The sequence below is a fragment of the Candidatus Methylomirabilota bacterium genome, from assembly GCA_028870115.1.
Taxonomy (GTDB): domain Bacteria; phylum Methylomirabilota; class Methylomirabilia; order Methylomirabilales; family Methylomirabilaceae; genus Methylomirabilis.
Genome location: JAGWQH010000058.1, coordinates 1 through 12,193 on the forward strand (window position 1 = coordinate 1; position 12,193 = coordinate 12,193).

At 60.4% G+C, this 12,193-nt stretch carries 8 protein-coding genes and 1 pseudogene; all 9 read right to left on the reverse strand.

The genetic code is table 11. The annotated features are described in order from the left end of the window. The coding region (locus tag KGL31_06645; protein MDE2321582.1) for a TldD/PmbA family protein at window positions 1-1,506 on the reverse strand (1,506 nt) is incomplete at its 3' end. Window positions 1,507-1,639: 133 nt separating this feature from the next. Next, entirely contained in the window at window positions 1,640-2,233 is a 594-nt protein-coding gene (gene thpR / locus KGL31_06650; GenBank protein MDE2321583.1) for an RNA 2',3'-cyclic phosphodiesterase, read from the reverse strand. After that, window positions 2,217-3,479: a competence/damage-inducible protein A gene (locus KGL31_06655; protein MDE2321584.1), complete on the reverse strand. Its 1,263-nt coding sequence runs from the start codon at window positions 3,477-3,479 to the stop codon at window positions 2,217-2,219. Before KGL31_06655 ends, thpR begins: the two co-directional genes overlap by 17 nt. A 74-nt stretch (window positions 3,480-3,553) precedes the next feature. Continuing rightward, entirely contained in the window at window positions 3,554-4,816 is a 1,263-nt protein-coding gene (locus tag KGL31_06660; protein ID MDE2321585.1) for a sensor domain-containing diguanylate cyclase, read from the reverse strand. A gap of 94 nt (window positions 4,817-4,910) precedes the next feature. Further along, window positions 4,911-5,402, reverse strand: a complete 492-nt coding sequence (locus KGL31_06665) for a YajQ family cyclic di-GMP-binding protein (GenBank protein ID MDE2321586.1) — start codon at window positions 5,400-5,402, stop codon at window positions 4,911-4,913. Window positions 5,403-5,420: 18 nt separating this feature from the next. Further along, complete coding sequence (lolA, locus tag KGL31_06670) at window positions 5,421-6,008, reverse strand: outer membrane lipoprotein chaperone LolA (GenBank protein MDE2321587.1); 588 nt, start codon at window positions 6,006-6,008, stop codon at window positions 5,421-5,423. 166 nt (window positions 6,009-6,174) lie between these two features. After that, window positions 6,175-8,433, reverse strand: coding sequence for a DNA translocase FtsK 4TM domain-containing protein (locus tag KGL31_06675; GenBank protein MDE2321588.1), 2,259 nt, complete (start codon window positions 8,431-8,433; stop codon window positions 6,175-6,177). Between the two features lie 42 nt (window positions 8,434-8,475). Continuing rightward, entirely contained in the window at window positions 8,476-10,140 is a 1,665-nt protein-coding gene (locus KGL31_06680) for a ribonuclease J (protein MDE2321589.1), read from the reverse strand. Between the two features lie 85 nt (window positions 10,141-10,225). After that, window positions 10,226-12,193, reverse strand: a pseudogene (gene lon, locus KGL31_06685) (endopeptidase La).

Here is a 12,193-nt window from a genome sequence, read left to right on the forward strand (position 1 = left end):
CTGCATCGGCTGGCCCTTACCGCAATTGGGGATCGGGTAGAGGCGGAAGTCCTTCCCCACTGCATCCACCTTCATCAGATAGTCCTTGGTATCGGCCATGATCCCGCCGTTACAGAACAGCTCTCCAATCTGTCCCTGCTTGATCTCGTAGACCTTCATCGCGGAGATTCGGAAGTTCTCACGCGATTCAGAGATCGAGGGAGTCCGGTGCCCCACGAGGTAGTAGCCGTGGGGGATCTCCCGGATAATCTCCTGGGGATCCCGTTCGCCTGGACCGAACACCGTATTCGACATTCGGATCAATGGGACCAGCGAGGCATCGGTTGCCTTATACGACCCATTCGGAGGAATGCCCAGAATGGCAGCAGTCTGCCGACTATTCATAAAGCCGGTGAAGATGCCGCGGTCGATGTGCGTCACACGCGTGGCCGGTGTCCCCTCGTGGTCGTACTTATAGTAGCCATACCCGGGAAGGGAGGGATCGGAGAAGGCTGAGACGAGAGGCGAGGCGATCGATTGGCCCAGTTGATGCTCATGGAGGTTCTGAAACAGCCAGCTCCGGCCTGCGTAGGAGGTCTCCAATTTCAACGCGCGGTCCAGCTCAGTCGGATGGCCGACAATCTCGTGCGCCGTCAGGGTGTTGTAGTGAGGGTCGGTAACCACCACGACCTCGTGATCGGTGGCTTTAAGCGGCCTGGCATTGCACAGGCTGGCCGCGTCTTTCGTGAGATTGGCACAGAAGGTTCGGAAATCCGGGAATCGAATGGACTCCTCGTGCGCTCCCTGGGTTAAGACCTCCCAGCCGCGCTGGTGGCCCATGTAATCGTACAGCTCCTGCGTGTCGGACTTACCGTGGGCTACGATAAAGCAGGTCCCCTGGGTCATGGCAAAGGTCTGATCGATGTTAGCCCCCTCGGAACTGCAGAACAACTCCCGGGTCAACAGGGTAAAGGCCGAGATAAACGTGTACTTGACATGAGGATCGAGTACGAGGGTGCTCTTGGAGATCTCAGTCGTCAGTGCAACGAGCTCGTCCAGCGGGACGGAGCGCGGGTCGATCTCGAACTGAGCGGGGACGGTATCCTGATGGATGTCGATGGGGGCGAGGGTTGTGCTGCCCAGAGCGTCGGCTATGGGGCCGAACTCCACCCGGGCTGCCGCCTTTCGCTCGGCGTTGGCCAGGGCGCGATGATGCGCGTGGCGGAGTCCTTCCTTGACGACCCGGTCCAGGCTGCCCAGGTCGGCCGCGCCAAGCGATTGCCCGAAATAGCCCGGCGCGATCATCCCGTTACCGGATAAGGCGCGAATGCCGACCGCAAAGCCATAGTCCCTGGTGCTGTGCTTACTCCCGCCGTTCTCCGCCGCAGCCGCTTGTCCTTCATCAACCTGCACGCGAATATCCGCGTAGCGGCAACCGCGAAGCGTCTTGCGGTAGCAGGTGGCGAGATCGAAGATCATCGGCCTGATCTGATCGATGATCTGCACTGTCATCGGCTGTGCCGGCATCGCCGTGTCTCCCCCTTATTTCCCCTTATCGGTTGAGATCTTTTCAAGAACACAAGCTAGAATGTGAATTATACCCTATCAGGATGAGCGCTGGAAAGTACTTTTGCGCGGGACTGCGCTGCGGTAAGGGGTCTCAGCCAAGCGGGAAGCTTTGCAGGATGGAGTAGCGGGCGCCTGAAGCGCTCAGGTCGCTTTTCATCAGCTCGATCCGGTCGAGCACCATCTCGCCCAGCGCCTCGGCGGTCGCCCCAGTGAGCGCTCGGGCCAACTGCTCTCGGTGCGCGGGACCCCGCACCCGACCGAGCGTCAGATGCGCAGTGAACGGACGCGCCTCCCGCGCAAATCCGAGCGACTCAAGCCCCGCCTCGATTCTTGCCTGAAGCGCTGCCAGCGTCTCCGCACCGTGGGACAGCCCCATCCAGACGACCCGGGCCTCGCGGGGCCGGGGAAAGGCGCCAAGACACTGAAAGACCAGGTGAACCGGACCACAGCCGGCGGCCGCTTGAGCAACTGCCTTCCCAATGGCGTCGAGGCGATCCTCCTCAACCTGCCCCAGGAATTTGAGCGTGAGGTGGAGGTTTTCCGGCCGCACCCATCCGACGTCGGCTCCGGTAGCCTTGAGCCTGTCCTGCACCATGGCTAGAGCTGCTTTGAGGCCAGGATCCAGATTGACGGCGATAAAAGCGCGAATCGTTGAGACAGGCTGAAAGTCAGTTCTGTCCGGCATGGCGGTACGACAGCAGGTGTCGGCGAAGGATGTCGAGCGCCTTCTGGGAGGCGAGCAGCTTATTGGTCTTCCGGTTGCCCAAAAATCGGTACTCACGGCAGGTGACGCCGTCGTGTGAGGCCATAGCGATATAAGTCAGACCCACCGGTTTTGTGGCGGTGCCGCCACCCGGCCCGGCAATACCGGTAATGCCTAGCGCCAGATCCGTTCCAGCGACCTGCCGCATCCCGACAGCCATCGCCAGGGCAACGGGGCGGCTGACGGCGCCATGCGCTGCGATCAACTCACGCGGTACCCCGAGCAGACGCTCTTTGGCCTCGTTGCTGTAGACCACCTCGCCACGAACAAAATAGGTAGAGCTGCCCGGAAGATTGGTCAGCCGGTGACATACCAACCCGCCGGTGCATGACTCGGCAACGGCCACGGTCACCTTTGCATCGAGTAAGAGCTGTCCTACGACCTCCTCGAGTCGCTCCTCGTCCTGCCCGAAGAGGAACTCCCCCAGCCGCGTGCGAATCGTGGTCTCAAGATCGTCGAGCAATCGGTCGCCCTCCGTCTCCGACTCGCTCTTCACGGTTAGCCGGATATGGATCTCTCCCGGGTAGGCGAGCAGCGCGATCGTTGGGTTTCGTGAGGCGCGGGTCAGGTCAGCGATGGCCTCATCGATCTCCGATTCCGTGATGCCGCATGCTTTCAGGGTACGCGAGCGGATCCTCGACTTCACACCGAACGCCTTGCGAAGACGTGGGATCACCTGCTCGTTGAGCATCGCCCGCATCTCCGAGGGAACGCCAGGCATCGCCACCACGACCTGCCCGTCCTCCACGTGAATGAGCAGGCCCGGAGCAGTCCCATGGGGGTTCGACAACACCGTCGCGCCTTCCGGGATCATGGCCTGACGCTCGTTGTTCTTAGACATGACGAGGGCCCGCTCGGCAAACCGGCGGCGGATCGACTCCAGAATTGTCTGATCGAGGATCAACGGCCGACGCAGTTCAGTGGTAATGGCGCGACAGGTCAGATCGTCCTCCGTCGGACCAAGACCGCCCGTCGTGATCACAATCTCGGATCGCGCGAGCGCGGTACGCAGCGCTTCCCTGATTCGAGCCTCGTGATCGCCGACCGTACTCTTCCAACATACCTCAATCCCCGCTGCCGCAAGCGCTTCGCCGATGGAAGCTGAATTGGTATCGATGGTCTGGCCCAGAAGTAACTCTGTTCCAATCGTGAGAATCTCAGCCCGCACCTCATGCTCCACTGCATGACCCGCTCCAGCGGGCTGTTCGGCAGCCGCCGTCTGGCCTCGGGATCCTGGAGACCTCAGCGTCTTTGTCCTGGATCTGTCGAAGGGCACGGCGGATCACACGACTTAGACACCGAAGTCCGGTTACCACCGGCAGCCTTCGCGCGATACAGCGCCTCGTCCGCCACCCGGACCAGGTCTTCAACCTTGCTCATGTCCGGTCTGAGGCACGCCACGCCGAGGCTCACGGTAAGCCTGTTGCGCTCAGGCGTCCCCTGTCCACCCGGAAGGTCGCGCTCCACGACAGAGCGGATCCGTTCCGCCTGCACCCAGGCCTGCCGCGGATCGGTTTCCGGAAGGATAATGCCGAACTCGTCTCCTCCGTATCGCGCAACAGTATCAACGCCCCTCGTGCTGTTTTTTAACCGGGCAGCAATCAGGCGAAGCGCCTCATCGCCGGCCAGGTGACCGTTGAGGTCGTTATACTGCTTGAAGAGATCGATATCCAGCATGATCAGTGAGAGCGGGTGATCGTACCGCTGAGTTCGCCTGAACTCCTGATCGAGTTGGCGATAGAACTGGCGATGGTTAAAGAGATCGGTTAACTCATCGGTTATTGCCAACCTGTTGGTCTCTTGAAACAGACGACCGGTTTCGATGGCGATAGCCAACTGCTCACTCAGAGGCAGCAGAAGCTCGATCTCCTGCTCTCCATACCGATGAGGTGTCATGCTATCCATACAGAGACCGCCGATCACCTCTCCTTTCACGATAAGGGGAAGGCGAATGCAGGACCGAATTCCCCCCTTAAGCAGCGCCTTATCCTCCATGAATTGCTTCGATTCGGCCAGATCCTGCTCGATATGAGGGCGTCGCTGAGACATGACCCACCCGATACCGGTCCCTTCCCCCCTACCAGAGAGGCCTTCAGGCCACCCGGCGACAGGCTGGTCTGGCGCCAGTCGAAGCACCCTCAACTCCAGACCCGTATCATTCTGTAGTGCGAGGGTCATCCGATCGTAATGAATCAGGCGTCCCACCTCTGCGGCAAATGTTTGATAGACCTCACTGAGATCGAATGAGGCACCAATCACCCGGGTCAATCGATTGACCGCCGCCAGGCGATCAGCCCGCTGCTGCAGCGCAACGTAGGACCCGATATCCAAGACCACCAGCTCGGCGCGATCGGCGGTAAGAAGATCCAGCGACTTCTGGTTAGATGGGACCTGCAGAACCGAAAATCCTCGCCGCGTGAGCAGTTCACGGAGTCGGAGTTCTGAATCGACACCGTCTCCGATAATGAGGATCATCTTGCTCTCAGCTTCACGACGTTCAGGCATGCTGTCACTCAAGGCAGATAACACCTTTCCACGTCACGAATATCACACGATTTCGTATGCCGCACAAGGAGAAACCGGGTGTCAGACGTTCACGTTACCGATAGTTGCCGAACTGCAGGTCGATGCCGAAATCGCCGGCTCGAAGCGCCTGGATAACCGCCTGCAGATCGTCTTTACTCTTTGCCGAAACCCGTATCTGGTCGCTCTGAATCTGTGCGACTACCTTCAGACCAAGTGCCCTGATCGCCTTAGTAATCTCCTTCGCCTTATCGGCGGAGATACCCTGCTGGAGGGTTGCCCGCTGTCGAATGGTCCCTTTCGCCGCCGACTCCGGGGCTTCGTAGACAAGGGCCTTGAGAGACACCTTTCGCCGTACCAGCTTCGATTCCAGCAGCTCTGCCACAGCCTTGAGCTTGTAGGCATCGTCGGCGTAGAGCAGGAGACCTTGATCGTCCCGCGCGACGCGACAGGCGCTCCCTTTGAAATCGAACCGCTGCTGGATCTCTTTCATCACCTGCTGGACGGCGTTATCGACCTCCTGCAGATCAACCGTTGAGCTGATATCAAAGGACACTTCATTGGCCATGCGCGATCTCCTTTTGGTTTACGGAACAGACGGCTTTAGGGGGGCCACGACATCCGTCCCTGGCGGTGGCGAGAACTGAAACAGCTCGTCCTTCAGATCGCTGTTGACCTTCTGTCTGGATAGCTCGACCGTCGTCGTGTTGCCGTACAGATCAAACACCGTCAGTCGCTGAATGAGGAAGCTTTCCCGATCTACCCCCAGGATCACCCGCTTGAAGGACAGGCCCTTCCCCTTGGGCGTCAACTCCAGGAGGGACTCCGAACTGTCCCTGGTCCCCGCGTGAACGACAGGCCGGACCTGGAAGTCTCGCCGGAGGCTGCTCATCCCGAACAGAATTCCGATGGGGCTCGTCGTGAGCACGCCGCTCACATCCTGTGCCATGGCTTGTCGCTCGGATGGACTATAGCTCCAGAGGGTCTTGCCGTCGATCAGAAACAGTCTCGATTCCGGCTTCTCATACTCCCAGCGCATCCTCCCCGGCCACTTGAGGAAGAGCCGACCTGACGCCTCCTGGGTCATCCCGCTCAGCCTGTTCGTGGCGCGCTGAAGGAAGCTCCCCTGAAGATCCGAAAATCCCTGGTAGGTTACCTGAACCTTGTCTGCCACCTCATCTGCTGTGAGCGCGGTCGCAGGAGCCGATGCGGAGCCAGAGAAGGACGCGAGCGGGCTACCTAAGACGATCGTACCTAGTAGAACTAACGCTACACTGGATATCTTGCACTTCAAGCGCCGCACCTCACACGCCGTCGGGGCGACCGGCTGGTCGCCCCTACTACGGATTCCGTTGTTCAACGAGGACCTCCCGCGGCGCACCCCCTTCAACGCGACTGACAATCCGTTCGTGCTCCATCCGCTCGATCATGCGCGCCGCCCGGTTGAACCCGATTCTGAGTCGTCGCTGAATCAAGGAGATCGAAGCCTGACGGGTGGCAACGACAAGGTCAACCGCCTGTCGGTACAACTCGTCGTCTTCATTCCCTGCCGATTCCTGCTCCTCCTCGGCCGGCAGCAGCGACCACGGAAACTCCTCGGCCTTCCCCTGCGCTTTCAGAAAGTCGACCACACGCTTAATCTCGATATCGGATACGAACGATCCATGAATTCGGTGCGGCTTTGAACTCGAGGGTGGAATGAACAGCATATCGCCATCGCCCAACAGTTGCTCGGCGCCATTCATATCGAGGATCGTTCGGGAATCGACCTTCGAAGAGACCTGAAATGCGAGTCTGGCCGGAAAATTGGCCTTGATGATCCCGGTAATCACATCGACCGAAGGGCGCTGCGTTGCCACGATCAGATGGATGCCTACCGCCCGGGCCATCTGCGCCAGCCTGGCGATGGCCCGCTCAACGTCGGCGGCAGCGGTCAGCATCAGGTCGGCCAGTTCGTCTATAACCACCACCAGGTAGGGGAGCGGTTGAAAGACCTCGCCGCCTCCTTCCCGCTTAGCAATTCGAATCAGCCGATTGTAGCTGACAATATTTCTGGCCCCGAGCCTGGCAAACAGTTTATATCGCCCTTCCATATGGATCACAAGGCGCTGAAGCCGCTTCGCCGCCTCCTTCGGATCGCATACGACGCGTTCAGCCAAATGCGGCGTCCCATCATACACGGAGAGCTCCACCCGCTTCGGATCGATCAGTAACAGACGTATACGTTCTGCTGTGGCCTTATACAGCAGGCTGACAATGAGCGCATTGAGGCATACGCTTTTGCCGGAACCAGTCGCCCCGGCAATGAGCAGGTGTGGCATCTGCCCCAGATCAACCACATAGGGCTCGCCGGCAATATCCTTCCCTAAGGCAAGGGGCAGGTGTGCAGCAGACCCTTCGAATGCCCTGGACGCCAGTACTTCGCGCAGGTGTACCAGCGCGCGACGACGATTCGGGATCTCCACGCCGACCACCGCTTTCCCGGGAATCGGCGCCACGACGCGCACACTGAGCGCCCGTAGGGCCAACGCCAAATCGTCAGCCAAGGCCACAATCCGGTTGATCTTGATCCCGGGCCCGGGTTCGATCTCGTAGCGGGTGATGACCGGCCCGGGCTGCGCCTGCGTGACCCTCCCTTCGACCCCGAAGTCCAGCAGCTTGCGCTCAAGGATCTGTGCGTTGGTCTCTCGCTCCTCATCGGAGAGCCCGCTCTCCGCCGCTGTCGGCAGATCGAGCAACGAGAGCGGCGGAGTCTGAAAACCCTCTCTCGGAATCGCAAAAGGAAAGGACCCCTGGGGGGTAAGATCATCAGTTGTCGACGGTTCAAGTTGGCGCAGGGCCGGTTCACGAACCGCCCCTACTTGCATAGGCTCGACCACCACGATGGGAGTCGATCGGCTCTCAACCTCAGGTTCTTCATCCGCGGGAGGGGTATAGGGCGGCCGGATCCGGCCCGGCAGTTGCGCCTTCGCCGCTCGCCGTTCCTTCACGCGAGCCGCTACCCGCTCGATCACATTCCGGCACCCAAGGGAGAGGCCAGAAAGCGGCCGACTGCTCAGACACACCACACCGAGGACGAAGGTCGTGAGTCCCAGCAACGGCAGGCCTACGCGGCCCACCAGCGGACTGAAGATCCGATGCAGCTCCTCGCCGACAAAGCCGCCCGGGCGTTCCCAGGTTCCGCCGCCAAGCAGCCCCGTCCTGGCGAAGAGTTGGGCCAGCAACCCCAGACTCGCCAGCAGCAGGACGCACCCGACCAGCTTCCAGATAATACTGGGAGTAGCCTTCGCACTGAGAAACCGCCAACTGAACAGAACAAGAAAGAATGGTAAGGCGAGTGCGCCGATACCCAACAACTCCAGAAGATCACCGGCAAGCTCCGCCCCCCATCGCCCGCCATAATTGTGCACCTGATGCCCGGGACCCCCTCCGGAGTTGAAGAACGAGGGATCGAGGAAATCGTAGGACAACAGGCTTGCCAGCAGGAAAAGCGCTACGGCGATCCCGAGGATACCCAACACCTCGTGCGTCTTGGGATGTGTGAGGATCTGGGTCCCCGGGGATCGATCTCCTCCACGCGGCTCCCCTTGGGTCGACATCGACTCCGGCATGCCTTCAGTCGCCATCACCCGCCTCCTTCATTACACCTCCATGATCACCGGCAGGATCATTGGCCGCCGTTCGATCTCCTTCTGCAATTGCTTCTTGGCCACCGTCTTGATCCGCTGCTCGATAAGGCGCAGATCGGCCCGTTCCTCTTCAGAGGCACTCTCCAGTACGGAGCAGACCAGAACTTTGAGGCCATCCGCAAGCGCTTTCGAATCCTGTGCATGGACGAACCCGCTGCAGATGATCTGGGGTCCTGTCACCAGCTTACGGCACTGGTGATCGACGGCAAGAACTACGACTACGACCCCCTCCTGCGCCAGCCGCTGCCGGTCGTGAATGACAGCGTCCCCGACATCGCCGATCCCCTTCCCATCGACAAAGATCCGACCGACAGGCGCCCTGCCTGCGATCCGGGCGCCGGCGCCATCGAACTCCAGGATATCGCCGTCCTCGATCACGAGGGTCCGTGCTTCAGGCACCCCGACTTCGTGTGCCAGATGGGCGTGCAGGCGCAGATGGCGGTACTCTCCATGGATCGGCACAAAGAAGGTGGGACGGGTCAGATTCAGCATCAGCTTCAGTTCTTCCCGACTGGCATGCCCCGAGACGTGAACCTCCGCCGTCTCCTCGGTGATGACACGAGCGCCTTGCCGGTAGAGGCCGTTAATCGTTCGAGCAATCGATTTTTCGTTGCCGGGGATGACGCGCGCCGAGAAGATAACGGTATCGCCGGGCGACACCTGGACCTGTTTGTGCTCCGCAACAGCCATTCTGGCGATGGCGGAGAGCGGTTCGCCCTGGCTCCCGGTAGTCACGATCACCCGTTGGCCAACCGGCAGGCGCTCCAACTCGTCCAGGCTCACGAGCGTGTCATCGGGGATCCGGAGGCGCCCCAACTCCGCTGCAATCCGCGTATTGGCCACCATGCTCTTCCCGCACACCGCCACCCGCTTTCCCATGGCGGCGGCCGCATCGAAAATCTGTTGGATGCGATGGATGTTGGAGGCGAAGCAGGCCACGATCACGCGCCCCTGAGCCTCCCGAAAGATGGCGTCGAAGGCCCGCCCCACCACCTGCTCTGAAGGCGTGAATCCATCCCGGCCCGCATTCGTGCTGTCCGAGAGCAGGGCCAGCACGCCGGCATCCCCGAGTTCGGCAAGCCGCCGGTAATCGGTGAGTTGGATATCTACCGGGCTCTGATCGAATTTGAAATCGCCGGTATGTACAATCATGCCACTGGGGGTCCCGATAGCCAGTGCTACGCCATCGGGAATACTGTGGCAGATCTGAAGGAACTCGACCTCAAAGAGACCGAACTGAAGACGATCGCGAGGACGAACGACCTTGAGGTCGGCATCGACCAGAAGATTCGCCTCCTTCAGTTTTTCCGCCGCCAACCCCAGTGAGAGACGGGTACCATAGACCGGAACCTTGATCTCGTTCAGCAGGTAAGGGAGCGCGCCGGTATGATCCTCGTGGCCATGCGTGAGCAGCACGGCCCGTATCTTCTCCCGATGCACAAACAGATAGCTCATATCCGGGATGACGTGGTCGATCCCGAACATCTCCTCGTCCGGGAACATCAACCCGGCATCGATCACCAGCAGGTCGTCCGCTGCTTCGACGACCATCATGTTCAATCCGATCTCCCCCAGGCCTCCCAAGGGAACGATTCGGACCGTTCCGGTATCAGACATCGGACTGCGTCTCCCGTACGGGGGGACCGAGATCCCCATGCCTCGGCGCGTATGCCCTGAGCCCCGTCGAAGGAGACGCCCCACGCTTGGCGCTGAGGGCCACCGCGAGGCGCCGCTTGGCCCGTGTCCGCTTGGTCAGGGCGATTTCGAGCACTTGGTCCATATGATCCACAAATACAAACTCCATACCCCGCTTGACATTGGCAGGGAGTTCTTTGACATCCTTATCATTCCTCGCCGGGATCACCACCGTGTGAATCCCCATTCTTCGCGCCGCCAACGCCTTTTCCTTGATCCCGCCGACCGGCAGGACCTTGCCGCGAAGGGTCACCTCGCCGGTCATCGCCACGTCCCGCCTCACAGGGACCTTAGTCAGGGCGGACAGCAGCGCAACAGCCATCGTGATGCCGGCTGACGGGCCATCCTTGGGGATCGCGCCGGCCGGAACGTGGACATGGATGTCATACTTGGTGAATACCTCATCCTTGATCCCCAGATCGGCAGACCGCGACCGCGCATAGCTCAGCGCCGCCTGGGCCGACTCCTTCATCACCTCACCCAGATGCCCTGTAAGGGAGAGGCTGCCCTTGCCACGCAGGATGCTGCATTCGATGTAGATGATCTCCCCACCTGTCTGCGTCCACGCGAGGCCCGTGGCGACGCCGATCTCGTCGGCCTCCTGTTCCGGATCGGCCAGAAACTTCGGCGCGCCCAGGAACCGTTGCAGAACCGCCGCCGTCACCTTGGTCTGCCCCTTTTGTCCTTCCGCGACGAGGCGAGCCACCTTCCGGCAGATGGCGGCTATTTCCCGCTCCAGGTTCCGGAGCCCGGCCTCGCGGGTATATTCGTTGATCATCTTCAGGATCGCCTCGTCGGTGATCAGCAGATGCTTCTCGTCGATCCCATGTTCCCGATACTGCCGGGGAACGAGATAGCGCCTGGCGATATGGAGTTTCTCCTCCTCGGTGTACCCGGAGATATCGATAATCTCCAGTCGATCGCGCAATGCCGAGATGATCGGGTCGGCAAGGTTGGCCGTACAGATGAACATCACGTTGGAAAGATCAAAGGGAACACCCAGGTAATGATCGCTGAAGCTGTAGTTCTGCTCAGGATCCAGCACCTCCAGCAGGGCCGAGGAGGGGTCGCCCCGAAAATCGGCCCCGACCTTATCGACCTCGTCGATCATAAAGACGGGATTATTCGATCCGGCCTGTTTGATTCCCTGGATGACGCGACCGGGCAGCGCCCCGATATACGTCCGCCGGTGCCCCCGGATCTCCGCCTCGTCGCGAACGCCGCCCAACGAGATCCGGATGAACTTGCGCCCCAGGGCGCGGGCGATAGAGCGGCCAAGGGAGGTCTTCCCCACCCCCGGCGGGCCGACGAAGCAGAGGATCGGCCCCTTCATCTTCTTTTTCAGCTTGCGAACGGCCAGGTACTCGAGGATCCTCTCCTTTACCTTCTCGAGGTCGTAGTGGTCCTCGTTGAGGATCTTGGATGCCTGCTTGATCGACAGCTTGTCCTTGGTCGGCCGATTCCACGGCAACTCGATCAGCCAGTCGAGATACGTCCGGATGACGGAAGCCTCCGCCGCATCGGGGTGCATCCGACTGAGGCGACCGAGCTGCGCTTTCGCCTCGGACTCGACCGCTTCAGGCATCTTGGCCTTCCGGATCTTCTGCTCCAACTCCTTCAGCTCTTGATTGCGGTCGTCGGTCTCGCCCAGCTCTTTCTGGATGGCCTTTAACTGCTCTCGGAGGTAGTACTCCCGATGCGTCTTGTCCATCTCTTCCCGAGCCTGGCTCTGGATTCGATGCTGTACCTCGAGCACCTCGAGCTCCTTGCTCAGCAGCTCACTGACTCGCTTCAAACGCTGGACCGGATCGAACAGTTCCAGCACCTCCTGGGCCTGTTCCATCTTCAGATCCAGGTGACTGGCCACGAGGTCAGCCAGACGGCCTGGGTGTTCGAGGTTATTGATAATCACCACCACATCCGACGAGATTTGCTTGCCGAGGGCCACGCTCTTGCCGACCAATTCCTTGACCGA